We start from the raw sequence: 21927 nt of genomic DNA, 5'->3' as shown, positions 1-21927 counted from the left end.
ATGCTTGTTTTTTTCATTCATGGTGTTGCAACACGTCAGGATGGTTATGCTGGTGAACTAATAGAAAAAATTAGAGAGAAGTTTCACGAAAGAAGTCAGCCATTTCCTTATTTTCACTCTAGTCGCTGGGGTGGTGTTTTGAAAAATTCTCCTCCATTATGGAACTATGTTCAGCAAGATTTAAGCGATTTTCAGAAAACGTCCAAAGTAGATATAGGAGATGTTTTTCAGTACATTCAGTATCGAGAGTTTTTTATTGATCAGTTTTTTGGTGATCTTTTTACTTACCTTAATCCAGATTATGGTTGGGAGATTAGAAAAGTCATTGCTATGCAACTGATTGAATTTTTAAAGAAATATCCTGATGAGGATGAACTGCATATAGTCGCTCACTCTTTAGGTGGTGTTATTTTATGGGATATTTTATTTTCTGATAAGTTTAAACCCAGCGATCCAGCGTTTTATATCCGTTCTGTAATTAGAGGACTAACTAACTTTAGTGGCATACACCAAGTATCTTTGGGAAGTATAACCACAATGGGAACGCCACTGCTTCTATTTAATCCAATGTTAGGCATCAACTCTAAAACGCTGAAGTTATTTGGTACTAGATATACAGGAAGACCCCTAGGATGGGTTAACATAATTCATGCATCTGATATTTTAGCTTATCCTATTCGAGCAAGCTTCAACATTAACTTAAAAGATTGCATATTTTTGCGAGATAAGTTTATTGCATCTCATAATCTTTGGAAAAAAGTTGCACAACCGCTAGGTGGTTTAGCAGGCTTATCAATGGCTAAAGGATTAGAAAGCGCTCATAAATCTTACTGGAGTCGCAGCAGAGTAGCTCGTTTAATTACAGCTAATATTATGGGTGATCATGAGAGCATAGATTCTGCAAACCCTTTCAGACAATGGTTTTAAGAAGTGGCCACATAGTGCAATAAAAGCGATCGCACCTTCCATCACCCTCCACAAAATGCGATCGCCCTTACTCTACATTCAAACCAGCAATTTGTTGGGCGAACCAGCTAGCTGCACTAATATTAGTTCCCTCAACCAGGCGTTCTAAGGTTTGGTCTAGGAGGGGAATTGGCAACCCTTTCAACGCTACAGAGTAAACACATTGCTGATACTTCTTATCGGGTTGCAACCGAAACGCGATCGCTCGTTTCCCCAGCACGTCAATTACCCAATACTCAGGGATTTCCAGATCAGCATAGAGTTTTTTCTTTTCATCTAGGTCAGTTGCCAGCGTCGTGTCAGAGATTTCACCCACCAAGTCAGGAACTCGCCATTGAGTCAAGTCAATTCGACGCGGTTCCCCTTCTTGCCATTGTGGGACACCTTCTCCGACATACAGCACTAAATCGGGTGCTGCTGCACGCTGATTTGGCTTCTCCAGCAAACAGCGCCCCAGAGACTCAGCCGTTTTCAGAGCAAACTGACTGAACCAACAGCCAAACAGTAACGTAAATAGGTCACTAACTCTAGCGTGGTTGATGCCTTCTGAACTTATAGCAATAAGAAGAGAGTTGCCATTGAAAAACAATCTCATTCTCTCAGGAGTAGGATCGTCGCGATAGCGTAAGTAATCCTCCCAAGTTGCTGGCTGCCATTGTGGAATGTGTAGAGTATCGGCTTCTTGGATGGCTGTAAGAATTGAAGCTGTCATCAGTTAAGGCTACCCGTAAGCGTTAGTGCAATTTTAACTTCACTTAGTTGTAGGCAGTGCGGTGAATGAAGTAAGAGACACTGGCGGTGAAAAAATACTTGAGATTCGGGAAGCGCTTAGGAAATTAATCCAGCAGCAGAAGAGTTTATCAGGCTGTACTTGGAGATGTCGAAGAAAGAAGAATAGTTGCAGTAATTGGAGAAGCGATCGCAGCCGTACTCAGAATTTTGCTGTTATTATTTCCAACGATCTCCCGCAATGTTTCTATTACTAACGCTTAAAATTCACCAACAAAGTTATCTTGCCGTTTAACTCTCTACATTTAAACATCTAGACAATCTTCATGAAATCTTTGTGTAGTATGCCATCCATGCTCATCCACCTGGGGGAAGTTGATTACTAGTAGATAATGCAAGCTATTTTTAGAGGGGATTTATCGGAGGCGAACAACAATGAAGGCAATATTTTTAGGGTTACATCACTATGATGTTGAACAATAACATGCTCCAGGGACGGTGGAGCTTTAAATACTACTGGCGGTATTTTACTGCAATCGGGTCGCTGAGTGTTGTTTACTTTGTTACAGCCCAACTTGCCTTCTCAATTTTAAACCTAAATGTTGGCCCTTCTCCCCTTTGGCCACCAGCCGGAATGGCTTTGGCAGCAATAGTTTTGCAGGGACGGCGTGTTTGGCCAGGAGTTGCCTTGGGTGCGTTTTTCTTTGCGCGATCGCTAGGAGTATCTTGGCCAATCGCTGGCAGCCTCGGTTTCAGTAGCGCTTTACAAGCCGTAATTGGGGCGGAATTACTGCGTCGGATGAGATTTCATCCGTCCCTTGAACGGCTGCAAGATGTTATGCAGCTAGTCGTCTTAGGGGCTGGGGTTTCTCCCCTCGTGAATGCTAGTATCAGCACACTTATTGGCTGCTTGGGTGGAACGGTTGCCCTTGCGAATTGGCAGAGAAATTTGTGGATTTTTTGGCTAGGTGACTGGATCGGAATTTTAGTAGTCACCCCCCTTTTATTGGTTTTGAGCTACTTGATTTGGGATTTCAAATGGTCGATCGCAAATATTCTCAGTTGGGGAATCTTTAGGAAGGGTCAAAATCGCTGGAAGTCGAGAAACCTTGCCGTAATCGCACATCTCACTTGCCCTTCACCTCACTCTCACCGTAGGGAAATCCAATATGGTCTTGAGGCAGTTATCTGTTTCAGTTTGCTGTGTTTCATTAGCGGGTTTGTCTTTGGTTCCAAACCTGGGACTGGGATTGCTCAGTATCCACTGGAATACCTTGCTTTTCCCTTTGTCGTTTGGGCAGCACTTCGCTTTGCCCAAATAGGTGCGATCTCGTCAAGCTTAGTTGTCTGCTCGTTTGCGATTTGGGGCGCAGCACGGGGCGTTGGGCCATTTATGACCAAGGCGGAGAACACCTATCAGGCAATTCTGTTTTTGCATGGGTTTATGGGTGTCATCACGATTACCGCCTTAGTCTTAGCAGCCGCAGGCTCAGAACGTGCCTTAGCCGTTAAGTTACTTAAAGAGCGAGAAGCTAGTTTAGCAAATGCTCAGCGCCTTGCTCAGCTAGGCAACTGGGATTTTTTTGAAGTATGTCAAGGTAGATATGTACCCCAACAGCAATTGCGATGGTCTGATCAACTCTATCGCCTCTTTGGTTTTCCCCCAAAAGCCTTTGAACCGAGTTGGGAAGCCTTCTTTCAAGTTGTCCATCCAGCCGATCGCCAGCGGGTTGGGCAAGCGATTCAGGGCGCACTGAGCGAAAATAAGCCCTACTCTATTGAGTATCGGATTGTTTGGCCAGATGGTTCAGAAAGGGTGGTTTCTGAACAATCTGAGATTAATAGATGCGGCATCACAGGCACAGTACAAGACATTACCGATCGCCAACAAGTCGAAACTCAACTGCGAGAAGCTGCTGAATGTGTTCGCGAAGCCGCCGAACGACATCGCTTATTAGGAGAGATGGCAATGCGGATTCGGCGATCGCTTAATCTCGATCAAATTCTCAATACAACAGTCGCAGAAGTCCGTCAATTTCTCCAAGCTGACCGAGTTTTCATTGCACAAATAGATATAGTCAAGGGTGAATCTCAACCTTCTTTACGAGGCTCAGTTATTGCTGAATCCGTAGACCCATTCTACCCATCGCTACGCAGTCTGATTATTGATGATGAAGCGTCCTTACAAGAATGGCGATCGCTGTTTGAACAAAGTCGTATCCGCGTAATAGAGGATACCAGCGCGATCACGCTTTCTCCACAGCAAGCCATGTACTACACCCAATATCAAATCCGCTCTGTTCTGGGAGTGCCAATTCTTGTAGGTGATGAACTGTATGGTGGCTTGGTGGTTAATCAATGCCAAGAGTCGCGGCAGTGGCAACCTTGGGAGATTGATTGGCTTACGTCCCTTGCCACACAAGTTGCGATCGCAATTCAGCAAGCCGAACTGTATCGACAAATTACTGAACTCAACACTCATCTTGAATCTCAGGTAGAAGAACGTACCCAAGAACTCAGCGCCAAAATGACGGAACTTCAGGAACTCAACCACTTGAAGGACGTGTTCCTGCAAGCCGTTTCCCACGACCTACGCACCTCTTTGCTGGGAATGTCCATGGTGTTGAAAAATTTGCATCAATCAGCTGGGGAAACCGTAACTCTTACTCGCTCTCTAATTGAGCGAATGATGACAAGTAGCGATCGCCAACTTAGTTTGATCAACTCCCTTTTAGAAGATCATTTCAACGAAGAGCGAGAATTAGATCTGCAATGCGAACCCGTACAGTTCAACACGTTGATTCAAAACCTAGCTACCGACTACTCAACAAAGCTTGCACAAAATCAAGCCACCCTATCTTACACACTGCCAGAAGATATTCCCTTAGTTCCCGCCGATCCACAACAATTGCGACGGGTATTGGACAATTTACTCCTTAATGCCCTCAAACACAACCCATTGGGAGTGAACCTTACTTTACAAGTTACTGTTGAAAACCAGATGGTTCGCTGCATTCTTCAGGACGATGGAGTGGGGATGAGTCAACAGCAACAGAAGAGCCTCTTCAAACTCTACATTCGAGGTCTTCACACCGAACACTTAACAGGTATTGGTTTAGGCTTGTATCAGTGTCGGCAAATTATTAATGCTCACGGTGGGCAAATTGGTGTGATCAGTACGCCAGGAACTGGCTCAACGTTCTGGTTCACTCTTCCTTTATCTAGCTCAACAGTGCTTCAACTTCAATCAGCTAGTATTTAATCTTGCCTTCTCCTTCATTAATCAACTAATTGACGCTAGCTCTTTTGAAGCAAGTCAGAGACAATTTGCTCCCATTCTTTGGAAAGCTCTCCTTTAAACTCTACCTGACTACTTCGCCTATACCAGTAACGAGCATTACTATCGTCGCCCTCTTTTCGATGTAGATAGGCATGAATCCAAGCACTGTCAACATCAGTAGCATTTTGTACAATTTGATGAGCTTTGTCCCAATCTCCTTTTTTTTCATACCACATAGCTTGTAGTGCTAATGGCAGAAATTCAGGGCATCCTTCTTGTTTTTCTAACAATTGTATGAATTCATCTAGAATCATAATTTTCCCCAGATTGTTTAACAGAAAATCCATGCTCTACTAACTTAATTTGATAATTCTAGAGGTAAGTTTTAACCACGTATTGCAGCAGACCCTCACAGGCATCTAGCAGTAAATCAATAACCTTGTTAAAACCCTCCGTACCACCGTAGTAAGGGTCAGGGACTTCTCGCTCACGATGATTTGAAGCAAAATCACACATTAGCCGTACTTTGTCTTTGTACTTTCCGGCTGGATCAAGGGAGAGAATATCCTGATAATTTTCCTGATCCATCGCCAAAATTAAGTCAAAGTTCTCAAAATCAGACTTTTGAAATTGTCGTGCTTGACCCTTAAGCTCAATCCCCCGACGTGCTGCTGCTGCTGCCATACGTTGATCGGGAGGAGAACCAATATGGTAGCCGCCAGTTCCAGCCGAATCGCAGATAATACTCTCACTGAGACCTGCTTGTTCAATCAGGTGATTCATAATATTCTCCGCTGATGGAGAACGGCAAATATTTCCAAGACAGACGAAAAGTAACTTGCAAGGCATGGGTATAATGTTTAACTTAAACTTTGTATGCAGCCCAAAACGCGATCGCGTACAAATCTATTTAACTTAAATTTTGTCCGTTTATGTTACACAAAAGCCTTCGCTGACCGAGTTCCATGAATGACAGGTTCTTAGTAGCCCCCGTGTTAAGTTTAGCAACGAAGCTGACCAATCTTACCATTGCAGTGAGATAACAAATGCCGGGATCAGAGTTAATTAGTAGCACAATCAAACTGACTAGAAGCCCAGCAGGAACATAAAAAACGCCTTCTAGTTGTGATTGAATGGCTCCCGTTTCAATGTGATTTGAGGAAAGTATTTTGAAGTTCAAGTCGCGCCACCGCTCTTACCGCAAGCCCCGCCGACCCTTGCCGTTACCAATAATCTTCATGACCATACCTTTGGTCTTGATTGCACTGGAGTTGCTGGCAAGAATTTTTGTTGGCTTTGCGGGCAAAAGCGCCGAGTTGGCAGCTTATGAAGGTCAACCTGAACTTGCTACCGCTTACGGTCTCAAGTTTCTCGGTCAATCTCAACAACCCTATGATGGGATTTTTGACCGTGGTCGTCTAGCTGCCCAACGGCAGTTTGGGATGGGCTATAGCTTAGTTGGCAAGCAAAAAAGTCAGTATTGGGGCATCAATGAGCAAGGGTTCCGCGACAATGATCCGCTTCCCCTCGCTAAACCCAAAAATGAAATTCGGATTTTTCTTTTAGGTGGTTCTACAGCTTTTGGTCAATGGAGTGCCAGTAATCAAGCCACATTAGCCAGCAAACTGGAAACCCGTCTCAATGAACGGATAGCACAGCAGAAGCGGACTCCGGAGAAATATCGACCGACAGTACTACCCTACTTTAAAAGCGAGCTTGATAAAGTCATTAAGTTGCCACTAAGGCTACGGGATGGTCAGTATCGCGTTATCAATGCGGCTGTACCTGGTTATACGTCTGGCAACGAACTCGCACAGTTAGCGCTCCAGATTTTGCCCTATAGTCCAGATGCGATCGTGGTTTTGGATGGATATGATGACTTAATGCTGCCAAGTAATCAAGCGGCTAAAGATATTCCCCACACGGAAGCCTTCCTCAACAATGCCTCAGGACACTATTGGACAACCATAACCCAACAGCTAAACGACACCATTACAGGGACTTATTTCGTTAAAGCCATTCAATACTGGCTGTTACGTCCAGAGCCGAATGTCACTCAGACAAGCCTAATCGCAACGGAGAATGCAGCACCACTAGAGCAACATCTCGCCGCTAACCCTGGTGAACTAGACAGTCGAGTCGCACGTTACCGGACTCATCAAGCCCAAATGGCTCGTTTGACAACTGGAGCAGGAATTCCTATCTTTCTTGCCCTTCAGCCAGAAATTACGGGTCGTGGCACGAGTAATCTTTCACCAAAAGAACAGGCGATTTTAAATGAACTCAAGCCAAGCTACAAACAACAGGTACAGACGGGTTATGCAGAATTAGCGCAAGCGAACGAACAACTTCAGAAAGCGTTTCCTAAAAATGTGAAGACGCTCAATTTCTACAAGTTCTATGAAAACTTCTCTAAGCCAGCCTTTTATGACACGGTTCACTTAACTGAGGAAGCCAATACCGCCCTCGCTGAGCAGTTTTATCGAGTGATTACGAGTTTGCCTAAGCTACAGGTTGCTCCCCCGAAGCCACCGACATAATATAGCGGTTCTCCCAAAGGATGAGGTACAAGATTCTGCGTTTTCGGGAATAGGCAAGAAAGTAAGATTTACCTCACTGATACGAAAATCGCTATAAAGCAAAAGGCAAAAGAAAACGTTTGAATGAGTTTCTTTTGCCTTTTGACCTTTAACTAAACTTTCAATTACATTCCTGGAAGATTTAGCCCACTTGTGAGTTCTTCCATCCGTTCTCGCATGGTGGCTGTGGACTTCTCGTAAGCATCTTTCATCGCGGCTGTGACGGTTTCAGAGAGCGTACCTGCTCCTTGAGCGATCGCAGCTTCAGAAATCTCTACACGCAGGGGTTCCTGGTTGCCACTAAGCACAACCTTGACACTGCCATCTGCTGATGAGCCTTCAATTTCCATTTGCTCCAGTTCTTCCTGGAGTTGTTTGGCACCTTGTTGAACTTCTTGGGCTTTTTTGAATGCTTCGGCGAGTTCTTTCATTTTGCCTAAACCGAAGCCGAATCCTTGTCCTTTTGTCATATTAGATTGACTCTATCTGAGTTAAACGAGTATATCAGTGGTGACATCTACCTTACGGTAAGAACGTCCTGCTTTATCGTCCTTATTATCAGACAACTCCACAGGCTTATCTTGTGAGTTCCACGATGTTGAAATGAGTTGTATTGATCTTAGTACCCCTTACCGCCGTGCGACATCTTTAGCCTAGTTGAAACTCACCCAAGATTCTGACTTCTGGTTCTAGGCAGAGCGACCAATGCTGCTCTACCTGCTGCTGGATATGGTGAATAATTTGGAAGATATCGCTAGCTTTTGCCCCACCACAGTTGAGGATAAAGTTGGCATGACGCTCAGCCACTTGAGCCTTGCCAACTTGATAACCCTTTAAACCAATTTGTTCAATCAGCCAAGCTGCTGGGTGTGTATCGGGATTGCGGAAGACACTACCACAGCTAGGTAGGTGATAAGGCTGAGATTTACGTCGTTGCTCCAAATGGCGAGATGTTTCGGTAAGTACCTGTTTTGGATCAGCACCCGGTTTTAACTGAAATGTTGCTTGTGTAACTAAGCGATCGCCTCCTTGCAGGTTTGAGGTGCGATAGCTAAAGCCTAAGTCTTGGGGGCTTAAAGTTTCAATTTTCCCTGTGGGAGAGAGTGTCTGGGTGCTCACAAGCACATCAGCCGTACAACTTTTATGGGCACCAGCATTCATCACTATGGCACCACCAACTGTGCCAGGGATTCCTACTGCCCACTCCATTCCCTGCCAGCCAATTTCTGCGGCTTGCCATGCCAGACGAGCAATGGGTTCACCAGCCCCTGCTGTGACTCTTCCAGTTTCGTAGTCAAACTGACTTCGGCGGAGATGGCGAGTACAAACCACTAAACCTGGCAAACCGCGATCGCTTACTAAAAGATTAGAACCTGCTCCCAGCAGTGTTAGGGGTAATCCTTGGGACAAAGCCCACTCAAAACTGGCTTGCAGGTCTTCTAAGCGTCGGGGAGCGACGTACCACTCTGCTGGACCACCGACTCGAAACGAGGTAAGGCTCGCTAACGGGGCAGCCGCACGAAGCGGACAGTCGGTTCCAGGTACATAAAGCTCAGGCTTGTAAACTTTCTTTTTTGTAGGAACTGCGCTAGTAACGCTTTTGGGATCATAGGACAGGGTCATATCAATACACGTCAAAAGAATGCCGATTGGTTTTGGGCAAGTGAGTTGGGTCTAAAGTCTTATTTTTTTGCTTTAGTTAGTCGAACTTAGGCTTTTTGGCTCAATTCTCTTAATTGATCTTTCTCAGCCTTTTGGTAGAACTCTATGACCTGGGGAATAATCTGATTTAAATTCCCTGCTCCTAAAAATAGGGCAAGGTCTCCGGGTTGGAGGGTTTGGGTGAGCAACTCGGTTACCGAGCTTAACGTTGGGCTGTAGTACACATTCTCGTGGTGAACACCGTTAGCAGAGCGTTGCGCCGCAGCACAGATCGCATCTCGAACCTGCTCCCCGCTAATTTGCCCTAAGTTAGGTTCTCCAGCACTGTAAATGTCAGTGATTACAACAATGTCTGCATCGCTAAAAGCTTCAGCAAATTCCGACAAAAATGTCAAGGTGCGGCTGTAGCGATGAGGCTGGAAAATCGCAACCACTCGTCGAGGTGTTGAGGATGAAGTACCGTCTTCACTCTTGCGTAGACGAGCCGCCGCAAGTGTGGCTTGAATTTCACTAGGGTGGTGAGCGTAGTCATCAACAAACGAGATGTCATTGCACTTACCCCGAAGCTCAAACCGACGTTTAGCCCCCTCAAAGGTTGAGAGTGCTGAGTCGATCACGTCAAACTCTAAACCCAGATATCGTCCTACCGCCACAGCAGCCAAAGCATTGCTGAGGTTGTGTTGACCCAGCAACTTGAGATGCAGTTCTCCTAAAACCTCATTGCCCTCCCAAACACGGGCAGTGGTGCCGTAGGCATAGTAGTTTACATTATCTACACTGTAATTAGCACCAGCATCTCTCCGTAGGCTGTAACTGATTGTGGGGTTGAGGTGCGATCGCAACGTCTCACAATCAATACATCCAACCAATATCTGACAACGCCGAGCAAACGTCTGGAAGATCTCAATTACCTGTTCCAGCGAGTCGTAGTGGTCTGGATGATCCAGTTCAATATTCGTGACAACCCCAATCTTAGGAGAGAGCTTAGCTAAAGACCCGTCAGATTCGTCAGCTTCGGCAACGAGATAAGGTCCATTCCCCAATCGTGCATTCCCATCCCAGGCATCCACCTCGCCTCCGACAACAATCGTTGGATCGAGACCTGCTTTAAGCAAGAGATACCCAATCAAGCTACTTGTTGTCGTTTTTCCATGAGTCCCCGCCACGCCGATACTTTGATAATCTTGAATCAAAGCCGCTAGCAAATCTGAGCGATGAAAAATTGGGTAGCCTCGTTCTAAAGCCGCTTGATACTCAGAATTAACTGTATTAATCGCTGTCGAACAGATCACTTGAGGCAAGCTTGACGAGAGTTGTCCTGTCCCGACAGTCTTGGTATTTGCAAGTCCAGATGCGATTCCTAAAGTTGGGCTAACACTGATACCAGTCGGCAATTCTCCATACGCTGGCTCTGTCCTAGAGCGGAAAAATTCTAAATTAGTAGCGTCTTGGTTTCCAAAAAGATGAGCGCCAACTGCTTGCAAACGTTGAGTAATATGCGTTGAACGAAGGTCAGAACCCGATACAGGTATTTGGCGCTTTGCTAGAACGTAGGCAAGAGCTGACATTCCAATTCCACCAATGCCGATGAAATGAAATGGCTTCCCAGTAAAATCAACAGTATTCGGCATCTTAACTCCTTACACACCACACCACACAAGCCTACTGTGCCAATAACACGCGCTATCATATCAAGAATTGATTTTTCAAGATATAGCCAAGCATAGATTTAGCGCAATTTTCATAAAAAAGGTACACTTGTCCTATAGATTGTGTTATTGCTGAACTAAATTTTTCTACCCCTAGACAGTTTTTACTACTAAACACGTAGAGCTATTCTCCGTCCGGAAGCTTTAGTCAAGAAAACAACTCAGAACCTACCAACGAGGTGATTCAGATTTGAGTCAAACCCGTTGTCTAGTTGAGGGAGAATCGAGAGTTGGAAGAATTCACAACTTGCACGACAGAGAGTTTAAGGGGAAGTTAGCTTCATTACCTCACCCGTTTCTCCATTGTCCTTGGTACGGAGTCACCTCCTACATCGTTTGTCAATTGTGCGATCGCTTTCATTATGGGACAAGTGGCAATTCTAGGCGGCACCTTCGATCCCGTTCACTGGGGGCACCTGTTAATTGCACAGGCAGCGCTCAGTCAGTTAAATCTAACTCAAGTTATCTGGGTACCTGATCGCCTTTCACCTCATAAACAAGCCTGTAGCTATGAGCATCGTCGCTCAATGGTAGAGCAAGCGATCACAGACAACCCAAGCTTTATACTCTCACCTCTGGAGACAGTAGACGCTAAACCCAATTACGCGCTCAAAACTTTAACCGAGCTTCAGGATACCTATTCTAACTGTCAGTGGTACTGGATTATTGGGATTGATGCTTTTCAGACATTGCCACACTGGTATTACCGTGAAGCCGTTATACCTGCCTGCGACTGGTTAGTTGCACCACGCCCTATCACTACAACAAGGGTTCACTTCACTAAAAGCGAGAGAACTCAACCTCTACCAGATAGCCAAAGTAGCTGGCTGTGCCAACAAGTCGCTCAACAACTAGCTTCTCAAGATATCTCAATTCGCTGGCAGCTTCTGCAAATGCCAGCCGTAGGCATCTCCTCAACACTAATTCGACAATACTGTCGTCAGCATCGCTCAATTCGCTACCTCGTTCCAGAATCTGTTCGAGCTTACATTACTGACCACAACCTCTACTTGGAGGGAGTGGGGAGTAGCTCACAAGTCTAGTTATTGTTACGTTTAAGCTGAGAAAAGGGACAAGGAAGAAAACGCTCATCCTCTGCCCTTGGGCTTTCTGCCCTGGAACCTTCTGCCTTTTGCTTTATAACCCCAGAGTAGTGAAAAGTTCACAGCGTTGCACTCAAGATGAGGAGCAAATCTTTTCTAGCTCCTGATCCCCTTCTCCGTATCTTTACCAATTCCAAGGTGGAATTGTACAGGCTTTGCGATATGATTGGGGTCATTAGTGGAGATATTTACTTACTGAGCTTGAATACAGAGGGCAAGACGTTGTGATTAGAGTAGCGATCAATGGGTTCGGGCGCATCGGACGCAACTTCGCACGATGCTGGTTAACCAGGGAAAATAGCCAAATAGATTTAGTAGGCATCAATGATACTTCTGACCCTAAAACGAATGCTCATTTGCTGAAGTACGACACGATGCTGGGGAAGTTGGATGCTGATATCGGCTTTGATGAAAACTCCATCATCATCAATGGCAAAACAGTTAAGTGCGTATCTGATCGCAACCCGCTGAACTTGCCCTGGGCAGATTGGGGAATTGACCTTGTCATTGAAGCTACGGGTGTATTTGTCAGCCGTGAGGGAGCCTCGAAGCACATAGCAGCGGGCGCAAAAAAGGTAATGATTACAGCTCCTGCTAAAGGGGATGATGTCAGTACCTATGTGGTAGGTGTCAATGACCATCACTACGATCACAATAAGGATGATATTGTCAGCAACGCTAGCTGTACAACTAATTGCTTATCCCCCTTTGCCAAAGTGCTACATGAACAATTCGGTATCATCAAAGGGACGATGACCACGACTCACAGCTACACAGGAGACCAACGTCTTTTGGATGCTAGCCACCGTGATGTTCGCAGGGCACGGGCAGCAGCGATGAACATTGTTCCAACCAGCACAGGTGCAGCAAAAGCTGTCGGTTTAGTCTTGCCGGAACTGAAAGGCAAACTAAATGGTATTGCCTTGCGTGTGCCAACACCAAACGTGTCTGTGGTTGACTTGGTGGTTCAAGTCGAGAAACCAACGATCGCAGAACAGGTGAATAGCGTTCTCAGAGAAGCGGCTGAAGGTTCACTCAAGGGAATTTTGGCATATAGTGATGAGCCGCTTGTTTCAACAGACTACAAGGGTCACGATGCCTCTTCAATTGTGGATTCCAGCCTGACGATGGTTATGGGTGGTGACATGGTCAAAGTTGTTGCCTGGTATGACAACGAGTGGGGTTACTCTCAGCGAGTTGTGGATTTGGCAGAAATCATTGCCCAGAAGTGGGAGAGTTAGTCCTTCAATCGAACTTAAAGGAACAGACGTTCACTTGAGTCAAATATAAGTGTGAGCCTGGGAAACAAATTCCTAGGCTTAATTTTTGAGAAACTCACTAACTGAGAAGTTACGCACTTCGATACTGATTAGCTTAGTATGCCTACACTTGTTTAAAAATGCTGAAATCCTCGGCTCAGAGTCAGTAATTCATCGGCACAAGTACCTGTGCTATCTGTTAACCAGACTTCAGTAGCAGTCGTGATGTTGCCAATAATCGCGGCTCCTCCTAACTGTGCTACTAAAGCTTCAGCGGGTTCTGGAGGTAGACACAGCAGGAGTTCAAAGTCTTCACCACCGTACAAAGCCCAGTCTAAGATTGGCGCGACGGATATCAACTTACTCATGGCTGATGATAAAGGAATTGAGGTTCTTTCAAGCTTTGCCCCAACGCCACTAGCACGGCAGAGTTGTAAAATGGCATCTGCCAAACCGTCACTGCTATCCGTTCCTGCTACTTGAATTGCGGAGTAGGAATCTAGACTATTCCAGAGTAGGGGCAAAACATCAAGTCTGGGTTTTGGGCGTTGGTGAGCCTGGATTAAATAGGTACGTTCGGCTTCGCTCAAGTGTTTGCCTAATTCTGGGTTGAGAAGTAGTTCCAGTCCTGCACGGGAAGCACCGTGGACACCCGTGATAACGATCGCATTTCCCACAACAGCAGTTGAACGACGGAGTATTCGGTTCGGCAAAGCTTGACCAAAGGCGGTAATCGAGAGGCTAATAACTGGCGATCGCACCACATCACCACCGACAATTACCGTATTGTACTGCTGCAAACATTGGGTAATGCCTTGGTAGAGTCGCTCTACCCAGCTAACCGCAACATCACCTGTAACGCTTAAGCCCACAGTAATTCCGATTGGGGAGGCTCCCATTGCCGCTAAATCAGATAAATTAGCAGCCGTTGCACGCCAACCCGCGTCTTCGGGACTGGTAGTGCGATCGCTAAAATGTACCCCATCTACCAAAACATCTGTTGTCACAACCAGCGATCGACCTGAGCCAGGGAACGGCATCACAGCCGCATCATCACCCACAATATCGGCAGGACAAAAGCGCTGCAACCGTTCCAAAAGACCTTGTTCCCCAATGTCTCGAACTCGTAAGTTCATTGGCTGCTCAAAACTCCTCTGTCTACATTACGATAAAGATACTAAAAGAGAAAATTGTAATACTCTTGTTTTCGAGTTAGCAGAAAATTTAGAGGAAAGCATCATTGAACTCATGCAATACCAATTGAGAGACCTGTCTAAGATGAGGAAAGGCTTTAGTCTCTAATGGTGTTTCAATACAGGGAAGCTTTTGTTACCTTGGCAGCAACTGAGCCTGAAACACTAGTTCAGTTTTATACTCTGTTGCTCAATCAAGAGCCAAAGCCTTACATTCCAAATGTGTATGCCGAGTTTCAGCTTTCAGGATTGCGGTTGGCAATCTTTAAGCCGAAAGAAAGCCACCAACACGAGTTTGCTGATTCTAGCCAAAGTGGGATGAGCTTGTGCTTGGAAGTTAATGACTTGGAAGACGAGATCGCTTGCCTCACCCGCTTGGGATACCCACCTCCAAGAGACATTACTACAGCCTCTCACGGTAGAGAAATTTACGCTTACGATCCACAGGGAAATCGGCTAATTCTGCACCAGTCTTCTTCAAAACCGGAAAACTAAAGTGCAAATTGTCAAGCCTTACAACTGCACATAAGGAGCTACATCAGCAAGGGCATAAAAGCTATAGATGAACAACAGTACCGCTAGTACCTGCACGACACGCGGATGTGTCGAAGGTCTAATCATCTCACGTATCCACATTGACACCGCCGCTCCGATCGCAAAGCTTGAACTGAGAACCAGGTAAGGCCAATTGTGGGTAAATTCCCAGCTTACCAGTAGAGCCATCGTCAAGGAAGTCATTATCAGTTCGACAAACTCAGGTGGATTATGCTGGGTCGAGAAAATTAAGGTGCGCCACCAAAATTGGCAAAGTCTCATCGTTAGTTGTTGGTTATTGGTTGTTAGTTGTTAGATTTTTGAGGAAAATCAACAACCAGTAGTTGAGGTTAGGACTACTCGTTAGGGTAATTCAGGATTGGGACTTTGGCTACCTTTGCTTTGGAGCGTCGCTTGTCAGTTATTTACAGTAAGGGGGTAGTTGTGCTGCTGCAAACAATTTAGAGCTTCCTCCGTTGTAAGCTGAGGAAATTGGGCATAAAAGCGGCTAACGCTTAAGAATGGTTCAGGTGTTTCTAAAAGAAGAACGCGATCGCACCACCGAGACAACCACTTGGACAATCCAGTTGGCGCTACAGGTGAACAAATCCAAACCTGCTCTGGATTCCGTGATTTCAGGGCTTGTGCTGCGGCGACTATCGTCATCCCCGTTGCAATGCCATCATCAACCAGGAGTGCGAGTTTTCCTTGAGGATTAACTTTAGGACATCCAGGAGAGAGTTGAATCAGCAAATCTTGAGCTTTTTCTTGAGCTTGACGCAGTGAGGTTTCTAGCAGAATTGCATTTTTTTTTCCAAACAGCTTCTGGCGTGACCAAAGAACGTTTCCTTCTGAGGCGACAGCACCAATGGCTAGTTCTGGGTTCTGAGGTGTTGAAATTTTTTTTGCCACTACAATATCTAGAGGACAATCCAATGAGCGAGCTACAGGTGCTGCGACTGGAATGCCACCACGAGGTAGCCCATAGACAATCGGTGGAGCAATAACACCAGCCGCCTGAATCTGGTCGAGGTGTGTGCAAATCACTTGAGCCAGTTGCTCACCAGCATCAATGCGATCGCTAAACAGCGGTGCAGATGACATGGTTCCCTCCGGCACTTAATAGCTTAGTTGCCTTTATCATGACTAATTTTCCACAAGATGCCTTGCTCCAAAGGGATAATTCTTTACAAAATATTCTCTGTTGGTAGTTACTCTCCGATTAGTATCAATCCACTCTAAAATTTAGAGGGCTTTCACGCTCTCCTACCGCCTTGTGCCTTGCCCTGACTTAATGCCCTTAGATTCATGTCTACTGAAGAACAAATGAGCCTTTTTGACCAGTCCGAGTTGGCTGCGTCTACGTCTGCTAATGTCCAGCCTGAGCTAATTCCCACCAGTGCGGCTGTTCCCATTCCTTCCGGCACCTACGACTCAATCATCCCGATTGCTGAACACTGCAACGTCTGCCAGCGATGTGATTTAGGCGCTACTCGTACCCATGCCGTTGTTGGAGAAGGTAACCTAAACGCCCCACTCATGATCATTGGAGAAGCACCAGGACAAAATGAGGATGAAACGGGTAGACCGTTTGTAGGAAAAGCGGGGCAACTGCTAGATAAAATCTTGGAGTCCGTGAAGCTCGATCGCAAAAAGGATGTTTACATCACTAACATAAACAAGTGTCGTCCACCGGGTAACCGGGTTCCCACGGCTGATGAAGTTGCGGCTTGTAAGCCTTATTTGTTGGAACAAATTCGCTTAATTGACCCAAAGATTATTCTCATGACTGGTGCTACAGCAGTCAAAGGGTTAACGGGTGATAAGCGAGGTATCACCAAAATTCGAGGCACTTGGATTGAGTGGGAAGGACGGCTGTGTATGCCAATTCTCCACCCAGCTTATCTATTGCGGAATCCCTCACGCGAACAAGGTGGCCCGAAGTGGCTAATGTGGCAAGATATCCAGACTGTGCGGGCAAAGTTAGACGAAATTCGCGCCTAGTGTTTTTAACAGTTAAAACAGTTTAAAGCTGATAAGCTGTCACACATCTAATTTGCAATATACATTCATCGGGAAAAGGTTAAAGGGGAACTCAGTGTCCCCTTTGGGAATTAGGGGCAGGGGAAAAGGTTTTCCCTTTTCCCTAAAACCGATTAGTTAAATATCTGACGCGAGATGCACAACAGCTTAGCAAGCATTAGTGCGATCGCTTGCTGAAAGTAAGCAAGAGTGGCTCGAATCGTCGTTTCTAATTGGGCAGGAAGTTGCTGCCGTTCCCAGCGAGGGAATAACAGAAAGCTACCAAGCAGTGCTAATATGCCTCCAGCCAAGATATCAACAATCCGCAGAACTCCAATCTGCCACCCACCGTTACTCGTTACATTGACGAGCAAGATGATAGCGGGAGTGAGTAGCGTAATGAACAAGCTGAAGCTTAGGGGTCGCACTGCCACCGCCGTGACGATGAACAGGAGAAGACATCCCCCAATCGCCCAGGAATTGTGAATCAGCGTAACGATTCCAATGCCAATGATGCCTCCTAAAACCGTGTCCAACACCCACTGTAGGGTGGTCTGAGAGGTTCCGCCATAGTTGGGCTTCAAGGCAACCACGGCAGTTAGGGTAATCCAGTAGCCTGTGGAAATGCCTGTTCCACCGAATACTGCCAGCTTCTGCATCGCTTTGACTGCCTGTTTTCGCGATCATTACCATAAACAGTATTAGATGAAGTTTATTGTGCCTCTATCGTTGTGTAGAACTGAAAGGATTTTGCATTGTACGCGATCACTAATTGCCGCCAACACCATTCAGGACACCACACTAATGTGATGGGATTAAAGTGTATTTTGAGATTGTTGGTAAGGCGCTTGTCGTATAGTACAATTGAACTACAATCTATTCTTCACCAAGAATTGCCCTAGTAATTGAGTTAAATGGTATGGCAGAGTCCCCCGAACATCAGTTTCTGTCCAATAAATTCCTAGAGGTTGTTGAGGATTTTGCGAAAATTAAGCTATATGGTTATACGGAGGCTGAGCGAAAAAAGTTTGATTTCGCTTGCATTTTTTGTAGAGATTGGGATAGACCGTTAATTGGTCAAACTCTATGGAAACATACTGAAGGTATTGATAAAGATATTAGAAGCCTTTTAGTAGATGTGGAATCAGATATATGGGCATATGTTGTTAGAGACAATGTTAGAAATCGAAGCCTCTTTCATGAGGTTATTCAAGACTATAAGAAGACAGAATACAGTAGAAACTTATTCAAGTTAAAAGTATTTTGGATACCACAGGATTTTGATGCTGATGATGAGCAGGAAAGAGAGACTATCGGTAATATCTTGCAAAACAGCATTGTAGATGATCTTTTATTCAATGTCATCTTTGGTAACTTGACTGCCACTGATATTCGTATTTTTCTAAATACCTCAGGAAGGTTTGGACTAAATTTAGCTGTTTTATATGAAATAGCAGTAAACGGCTTTCTAAATTATCCTGCTTTGTCTAAGAGGTTAGAAGTAAGCTCCGGTTCCCTAAGGGAAAAAGTCTTTATGCTTGTTGGAAGTGGACTTATTTGGCAATTAGGACGTGGTTCGTTCTACTATGTATCTCTCAAAGGGCGTGTTTTTCTAGAGATGCTGAATAAAATTTTGGAAGAAGTTCAGTTTGAGAAAACTGAACTAAGCTACGAACTTCTATTTGTTCTAAATCGTCTTGGTTTAGATGCAACTACACCAACTTATGATGATAGAGAGCTACTAGAAATACATGAATGGACACCTCAAGTAGCCTTCTCACTGTTACTTCAGGCAATGCGATATGCTTTGACTCAATGGGATATAGATTTACGTAATCGAAACTATATTCTTGGTCAGCAAGAGGACGATATGCGGTTTCGGGTTTTTCGATAGCCCAAATCAAAGTCTGAGCGCAAATCATTTAGTTGAGTTTCCTTGGTCAACCCAACATCTGCTTTTCGCTTAACAGTTCATATGCTCTCCGTGATCGCAGGATTAGTTGGTTTCTCTCCCAACTTGTTCTGGTGCGATCGCTTCAGTAGAGGTTCCGTTAGCCAGAGGAGAGGGAACGGTTCGCCAATTAGGATGTCGAATAAAATAGCAAATTCCACAAGAGAACGATGAGCCTATTACTGGTAGACTTGGACGGCACGCTCCGAGAACCACTCAGCGGACAGCAATACTTCCAACATCCTCAAGACCAACAAATTATTGCGGGTGCTGATATTGCCCTTCGTGCCTACAAAGATGATTGGATCATTGTTGGCATCACCAATCAAGGTGGAGTTGGCGCGGGGCACAAGTCTATGCAACGGTGCGTCCAGGAACAGCAGTACACGCTTACGCTATTCCCAGAGTTAAGGGAAATCTATTTCTGCCCTGACTTTGAAGGTAAGAAATGTTTTCGCGTGACTCATCACAATGTCCATAACCACAGTAAAACCAAATGGTCTGGACACTATCGTAAACCAGGAGCAGGAATGTTGAATCTGGCGATGGTTCGGCACAAGCACAGCCCGCAAAATAGCCTCTATGTAGGCGATCGCCCTGAAGATGAAGCTGCCGCCTGTCGTGCCGGGGTGCAGTTCCAATGGGCAGCCGATTGGATTGAGCAACATCAACTAGCGATCGCTTCTCAAGTTGCAGATGCACAATAACCCGGAGCCAGAGATTGCGCTTGTTACTGGACGGCTTTCACCTACCAAGGTTTACGCTAGTGGATAGCTGACTATTTTTTGTACAAGCTTTTCCTATGGTTTCCATTGCCCGGAAGAACCTGCTCGAAGACATTCCTCGATTCTTGGTTGCTCAACTAGGAATTATGTTTGCTGTGACATTGGTCACGCTTCAAACCGGTATCTTTAATGGGTTTACTGAATCGACAGGTCAGTTGATTAATAACTCTGCTGCCGACATTTGGGTCGCTTCAGACAGTTGGGTACAAATTGAACTGACATTGCCTATCCCCCTATCAAATGTCATTGAGGCTCGAAACGTAGCTGGTGTGGAACGAGCCGAAGCACTGATTTTCGGTGGCGCTTTATGGCGTAAGTCTTCTAATGAAATTATGCGGGTTAGAGTTGTTGGATTTGACCCCAAAGGGGGGTTGTTCACACCCATAAATGTTATCCAAGGAAGTGCAAGTGAACTCAATACACCTTACACAGTAATAGTGGATAAAACTAGCCTGAAGTCACTAAACATAAAAGGGATTGGTGCCACAGTACAGGTTAACTCCTTGCCAGCACGGGTGGTTGGTTTAACGCAAGGAAACAACTCGATTGTATCTAATGCGTTTATGTTCACCTCTTTAGAAAGTGCCAATGCTTTCTCCACGTCAGGTCAGACTTCTAGTGTGTCGTGCCAGTTGCCATCCGGCTCAACAGAATTGAAATGTACCAACACTTATTTAAACACCCCTCAGACTGGTACTCAATCTACACCCCCTACTGCACCCAACAAGTTAGTCGCATCTGACCTAATTACATATGTACTGGTTCAAGCCAAACCAGGGCAGGATTTACAGGTACTCAAGCAGAGACTAGAAGCCGCTTTGCCAAACACCCGTGCGTTTACGAGTACGGAGTTTAATAAGAAGAACCAAACCTTTTGGGAAAGACGAACAGGGATTGGATTTATTTTAGGTTTAGGTGCGGTTGTCGGTGTCATTGTCGGAGTAATTATTGTCGGTCAAATTCTTTACTCCTCTGTATCTGACCATCTCAAGCAGTTTGGCACACTCAAGGCAATAGGAGCGTCGGATTGGGTGGTTTATGGCGTGATTATCGAGCAGGCATTGTGGATGGCAGTTCTTGGCTATCTTCCTAGCATGGCACTCTGCTATAGCGTAGCGGCTTGGACGTTTTTCAGTCAGGGCATCCTGATTTTAATTACACCAGTATCCGCGATCGCAGTTTTCGGACTGACTGTGGCGATGTGTGTCGGTTCAGCCATCTTTGCGATTCAAAAGGTCACTCGCCTCGATCCAGCAATGGTATTTAAAGCGTAAGGGGTTAATGAAGAATTTAGGAGTTCAGGAGTTGCAGAAGTTCAACAGAAAGAAGATTAACTCTTAAATTTTGGTATAAGAACTATCTAAATTCATCCAATCAGGTATTCTGAACTCCTGAAATTCTATATTCTGAACTCCTTTATTGACTTCATTTCACAACCTCTGCAAAACGCTTTTCCCAGCTTTCGTGGTTGGCTTTAGCATCTTGAATAATCGGTGAAGCCGCAATTAGGCGACAGGCAAGCGAGTTCACCACTGATAGGGGAAATCGTAAGGGTCGAACTATGTCCAAGAACAGCACCACACGGTAGCCATTCGTATCGTTCCAAACTTCGTGAGGGAAGGTATCGTCGAAAAGCAGACTCTTGCCTTCCTCCCAATAAGCCACTTCATCATTAACGCGAATTCGACAAGCTGTCTTGGGTTCTGGCACCATCAGTCCCAAATGGTACCGAATCACGCCAATATACTTTCCCCGGTGTTCAGGAATATGCTTACCCGGAGCCAAAATCGAAAAAAAGGCGACCTTCATGCCTGGAATCTGCTCCAAAAGTTTCGTAGTTTCCGGGCAGCGTTCACAGTTTTTTGTCGCCTTAAAACCAAACGCAAAAAAGAAATAGGTTTTCCAACGATTATCATTGGCAATGCGGCGTTGGCGAGGCGAAATATCTTGGAAATTTGGTAATTCATCGACATACTCAAGCACTTGCTCAAGCTCTTTGCGAATCACCAACCAATTTTCCTCTAATTGGGTTGCCCAAGGAAACTGCTCAACACTAAAAAAGGTAGAGTTTCCCACTAAAGAAGATCGAGCAACCCAGTTTTCCAGTTTCTTAACAACTGCACGACGCAAGGCTTTCATTGGACTTTCTAACTTC

At 45.3% G+C, this 21927-nt stretch carries 22 protein-coding genes; 10 read left to right on the top strand and 12 right to left on the bottom strand.

Annotation, left to right across the window (positions count from 1 at the left end):
• Positions 1-927, top strand: coding sequence for a hypothetical protein (locus tag H6F98_RS20735; RefSeq protein WP_192220583.1), 927 nt, complete (start codon positions 1-3; stop codon positions 925-927).
• A 67-nt stretch (positions 928-994) separates the two neighbouring features.
• Here the strand turns inward: H6F98_RS20735 and H6F98_RS20730 are convergent, their stop codons facing one another.
• Positions 995-1678, bottom strand: coding sequence for a Uma2 family endonuclease (locus H6F98_RS20730; RefSeq protein ID WP_192220582.1), 684 nt, complete (start codon positions 1676-1678; stop codon positions 995-997).
• Positions 1679-2161: 483 nt separating this feature from the next.
• On the opposite strand from H6F98_RS20730, the gene H6F98_RS20725 reads away from it, so the two are divergent.
• Positions 2162-4957: an MASE1 domain-containing protein gene (locus tag H6F98_RS20725; RefSeq protein WP_242058616.1), complete on the top strand. Its 2796-nt coding sequence runs from the start codon at positions 2162-2164 to the stop codon at positions 4955-4957.
• A gap of 35 nt (positions 4958-4992) precedes the next feature.
• On the opposite strand, the gene H6F98_RS20720 is transcribed toward H6F98_RS20725, so the two are convergent.
• Positions 4993-5322, bottom strand: coding sequence for a hypothetical protein (locus H6F98_RS20720; RefSeq protein WP_242058615.1), 330 nt, complete (start codon positions 5320-5322; stop codon positions 4993-4995).
• A gap of 25 nt (positions 5323-5347) precedes the next feature.
• Positions 5348-5824 (bottom strand): low molecular weight protein-tyrosine-phosphatase, encoded by a 477-nt coding sequence (locus tag H6F98_RS20715; RefSeq protein WP_192220581.1) that lies wholly within the window; start codon positions 5822-5824, stop codon positions 5348-5350.
• A gap of 320 nt (positions 5825-6144) precedes the next feature.
• Between H6F98_RS20715 and H6F98_RS20710 the strand changes: the two genes are divergently transcribed.
• A complete protein-coding gene (locus H6F98_RS20710) occupies positions 6145-7515 on the top strand; it encodes an SGNH/GDSL hydrolase family protein (protein WP_199348713.1) in 1371 nt (456 codons plus the stop codon).
• 164 nt (positions 7516-7679) lie between these two features.
• Here H6F98_RS20710 and H6F98_RS20705 read toward each other — a convergent pair whose 3' ends face one another.
• The 3 genes from H6F98_RS20705 to murC form a co-directional block, all read right to left on the bottom strand.
• A complete protein-coding gene (locus tag H6F98_RS20705) occupies positions 7680-8024 on the bottom strand; it encodes a YbaB/EbfC family nucleoid-associated protein (RefSeq protein WP_192220580.1) in 345 nt (114 codons plus the stop codon).
• A 178-nt stretch (positions 8025-8202) separates the two neighbouring features.
• On the bottom strand, positions 8203-9177 hold the full coding sequence (gene murB, locus H6F98_RS20700; protein ID WP_192220579.1) for a UDP-N-acetylmuramate dehydrogenase: 975 nt from the start codon (positions 9175-9177) through the stop codon (positions 8203-8205).
• Between the two features lie 86 nt (positions 9178-9263).
• Positions 9264-10847 carry a UDP-N-acetylmuramate--L-alanine ligase gene (gene murC, locus H6F98_RS20695; RefSeq protein ID WP_192220578.1) on the bottom strand — a complete coding sequence of 528 codons (1584 nt, stop codon included), beginning with the start codon at positions 10845-10847 and terminating at the stop codon, positions 9264-9266.
• Positions 10848-11287: 440 nt separating this feature from the next.
• On the opposite strand from murC, the gene nadD reads away from it, so the two are divergent.
• Positions 11288-11968, top strand: a complete 681-nt coding sequence (gene nadD, locus H6F98_RS20690) for a nicotinate (nicotinamide) nucleotide adenylyltransferase (protein WP_192220577.1) — start codon at positions 11288-11290, stop codon at positions 11966-11968.
• 284 nt (positions 11969-12252) lie between these two features.
• Positions 12253-13269 (top strand): type I glyceraldehyde-3-phosphate dehydrogenase, encoded by a 1017-nt coding sequence (locus H6F98_RS20685; protein WP_192220576.1) that lies wholly within the window; start codon positions 12253-12255, stop codon positions 13267-13269.
• A gap of 152 nt (positions 13270-13421) precedes the next feature.
• On the opposite strand, the gene thiL is transcribed toward H6F98_RS20685, so the two are convergent.
• On the bottom strand, positions 13422-14423 hold the full coding sequence (gene thiL / locus H6F98_RS20680; protein ID WP_192220575.1) for a thiamine-phosphate kinase: 1002 nt from the start codon (positions 14421-14423) through the stop codon (positions 13422-13424).
• Between the two features lie 165 nt (positions 14424-14588).
• On the opposite strand from thiL, the gene H6F98_RS20675 reads away from it, so the two are divergent.
• On the top strand, positions 14589-14975 hold the full coding sequence (locus H6F98_RS20675) for a VOC family protein (RefSeq protein WP_192220574.1): 387 nt from the start codon (positions 14589-14591) through the stop codon (positions 14973-14975).
• An 18-nt stretch (positions 14976-14993) separates the two neighbouring features.
• Here H6F98_RS20675 and H6F98_RS20670 read toward each other — a convergent pair whose 3' ends face one another.
• Positions 14994-15296 (bottom strand): hypothetical protein, encoded by a 303-nt coding sequence (locus H6F98_RS20670; protein ID WP_192220573.1) that lies wholly within the window; start codon positions 15294-15296, stop codon positions 14994-14996.
• 135 nt (positions 15297-15431) lie between these two features.
• The gene (locus H6F98_RS20665) at positions 15432-16118 is read right to left on the bottom strand and encodes a phosphoribosyltransferase (protein ID WP_192220572.1); all 687 of its coding nucleotides are present in this window, start codon (positions 16116-16118) and stop codon (positions 15432-15434) included.
• A gap of 204 nt (positions 16119-16322) precedes the next feature.
• Between H6F98_RS20665 and H6F98_RS20660 the strand changes: the two genes are divergently transcribed.
• The gene (locus H6F98_RS20660; RefSeq protein ID WP_192220571.1) at positions 16323-17018 is read left to right on the top strand and encodes a uracil-DNA glycosylase family protein; all 696 of its coding nucleotides are present in this window, start codon (positions 16323-16325) and stop codon (positions 17016-17018) included.
• Between the two features lie 152 nt (positions 17019-17170).
• Here the strand turns inward: H6F98_RS20660 and H6F98_RS20655 are convergent, their stop codons facing one another.
• Positions 17171-17695 carry an FUSC family protein gene (locus tag H6F98_RS20655; RefSeq protein WP_192220570.1) on the bottom strand — a complete coding sequence of 175 codons (525 nt, stop codon included), beginning with the start codon at positions 17693-17695 and terminating at the stop codon, positions 17171-17173.
• A gap of 260 nt (positions 17696-17955) precedes the next feature.
• On the opposite strand from H6F98_RS20655, the gene H6F98_RS20650 reads away from it, so the two are divergent.
• On the top strand, positions 17956-18930 hold the full coding sequence (locus H6F98_RS20650) for a hypothetical protein (RefSeq protein WP_192220569.1): 975 nt from the start codon (positions 17956-17958) through the stop codon (positions 18928-18930).
• 77 nt (positions 18931-19007) lie between these two features.
• Here the strand turns inward: H6F98_RS20650 and H6F98_RS20645 are convergent, their stop codons facing one another.
• On the bottom strand, positions 19008-19148 hold the full coding sequence (locus H6F98_RS20645) for a hypothetical protein (protein ID WP_192220568.1): 141 nt from the start codon (positions 19146-19148) through the stop codon (positions 19008-19010).
• 9 nt (positions 19149-19157) lie between these two features.
• Here H6F98_RS20645 and H6F98_RS20640 point away from each other — a divergent pair, with 9 nt between their 5' ends.
• Positions 19158-19694 carry an HAD hydrolase-like protein gene (locus H6F98_RS20640; protein ID WP_192220567.1) on the top strand — a complete coding sequence of 179 codons (537 nt, stop codon included), beginning with the start codon at positions 19158-19160 and terminating at the stop codon, positions 19692-19694.
• Between the two features lie 95 nt (positions 19695-19789).
• Positions 19790-21046 carry an ABC transporter permease gene (locus tag H6F98_RS20635; RefSeq protein WP_192220566.1) on the top strand — a complete coding sequence of 419 codons (1257 nt, stop codon included), beginning with the start codon at positions 19790-19792 and terminating at the stop codon, positions 21044-21046.
• Positions 21047-21197: 151 nt separating this feature from the next.
• On the opposite strand, the gene H6F98_RS20630 is transcribed toward H6F98_RS20635, so the two are convergent.
• Positions 21198-21911 (bottom strand): aspartyl/asparaginyl beta-hydroxylase domain-containing protein, encoded by a 714-nt coding sequence (locus H6F98_RS20630; RefSeq protein WP_192220565.1) that lies wholly within the window; start codon positions 21909-21911, stop codon positions 21198-21200.
• Positions 21912-21927: the final 16 nt, after the last annotated feature.

It is taken from the genome of Microcoleus sp. FACHB-SPT15 (assembly GCF_014849525.1).
GTDB classification, from domain to species: domain Bacteria; phylum Cyanobacteriota; class Cyanobacteriia; order Cyanobacteriales; family Coleofasciculaceae; genus Symplocastrum; species Symplocastrum torsivum.
Note: the sequence above shows the minus strand (reverse complement) of the source record. Positions and strands in the feature narration are given on the sequence as shown.

Excerpts from the sequence above, each read along its gene's own strand:
- H6F98_RS20735 (WP_192220583.1), top strand. The coding sequence starts at position 1 with ATGCTTGTTTTTTTCATTCATGGTGTTGCAACACGTCAGGATGGTTAT.
- H6F98_RS20730 (WP_192220582.1), bottom strand. The coding sequence starts at position 1,678 with ATGACAGCTTCAATTCTTACAGCCATCCAAGAAGCCGATACTCTACAC.
- H6F98_RS20725 (WP_242058616.1), top strand. The coding sequence starts at position 2,162 with ATGATGTTGAACAATAACATGCTCCAGGGACGGTGGAGCTTTAAATAC.
- H6F98_RS20720 (WP_242058615.1), bottom strand. The coding sequence starts at position 5,322 with ATGGATTTTCTGTTAAACAATCTGGGGAAAATTATGATTCTAGATGAA.
- H6F98_RS20715 (WP_192220581.1), bottom strand. The coding sequence starts at position 5,824 with ATGCCTTGCAAGTTACTTTTCGTCTGTCTTGGAAATATTTGCCGTTCT.
- H6F98_RS20705 (WP_192220580.1), bottom strand. The coding sequence starts at position 8,024 with ATGACAAAAGGACAAGGATTCGGCTTCGGTTTAGGCAAAATGAAAGAA.
- murB (WP_192220579.1), bottom strand. The coding sequence starts at position 9,177 with ATGACCCTGTCCTATGATCCCAAAAGCGTTACTAGCGCAGTTCCTACA.
- murC (WP_192220578.1), bottom strand. The coding sequence starts at position 10,847 with ATGCCGAATACTGTTGATTTTACTGGGAAGCCATTTCATTTCATCGGC.
- nadD (WP_192220577.1), top strand. The coding sequence starts at position 11,288 with ATGGGACAAGTGGCAATTCTAGGCGGCACCTTCGATCCCGTTCACTGG.
- thiL (WP_192220575.1), bottom strand. The coding sequence starts at position 14,423 with ATGAACTTACGAGTTCGAGACATTGGGGAACAAGGTCTTTTGGAACGG.
- H6F98_RS20675 (WP_192220574.1), top strand. The coding sequence starts at position 14,589 with ATGGTGTTTCAATACAGGGAAGCTTTTGTTACCTTGGCAGCAACTGAG.
- H6F98_RS20670 (WP_192220573.1), bottom strand. The coding sequence starts at position 15,296 with ATGAGACTTTGCCAATTTTGGTGGCGCACCTTAATTTTCTCGACCCAG.
- H6F98_RS20665 (WP_192220572.1), bottom strand. The coding sequence starts at position 16,118 with ATGTCATCTGCACCGCTGTTTAGCGATCGCATTGATGCTGGTGAGCAA.
- H6F98_RS20660 (WP_192220571.1), top strand. The coding sequence starts at position 16,323 with ATGTCTACTGAAGAACAAATGAGCCTTTTTGACCAGTCCGAGTTGGCT.
- H6F98_RS20655 (WP_192220570.1), bottom strand. The coding sequence starts at position 17,695 with ATGCAGAAGCTGGCAGTATTCGGTGGAACAGGCATTTCCACAGGCTAC.
- H6F98_RS20650 (WP_192220569.1), top strand. The coding sequence starts at position 17,956 with ATGGCAGAGTCCCCCGAACATCAGTTTCTGTCCAATAAATTCCTAGAG.
- H6F98_RS20640 (WP_192220567.1), top strand. The coding sequence starts at position 19,158 with ATGAGCCTATTACTGGTAGACTTGGACGGCACGCTCCGAGAACCACTC.
- H6F98_RS20635 (WP_192220566.1), top strand. The coding sequence starts at position 19,790 with ATGGTTTCCATTGCCCGGAAGAACCTGCTCGAAGACATTCCTCGATTC.
- H6F98_RS20630 (WP_192220565.1), bottom strand. The coding sequence starts at position 21,911 with ATGAAAGCCTTGCGTCGTGCAGTTGTTAAGAAACTGGAAAACTGGGTT.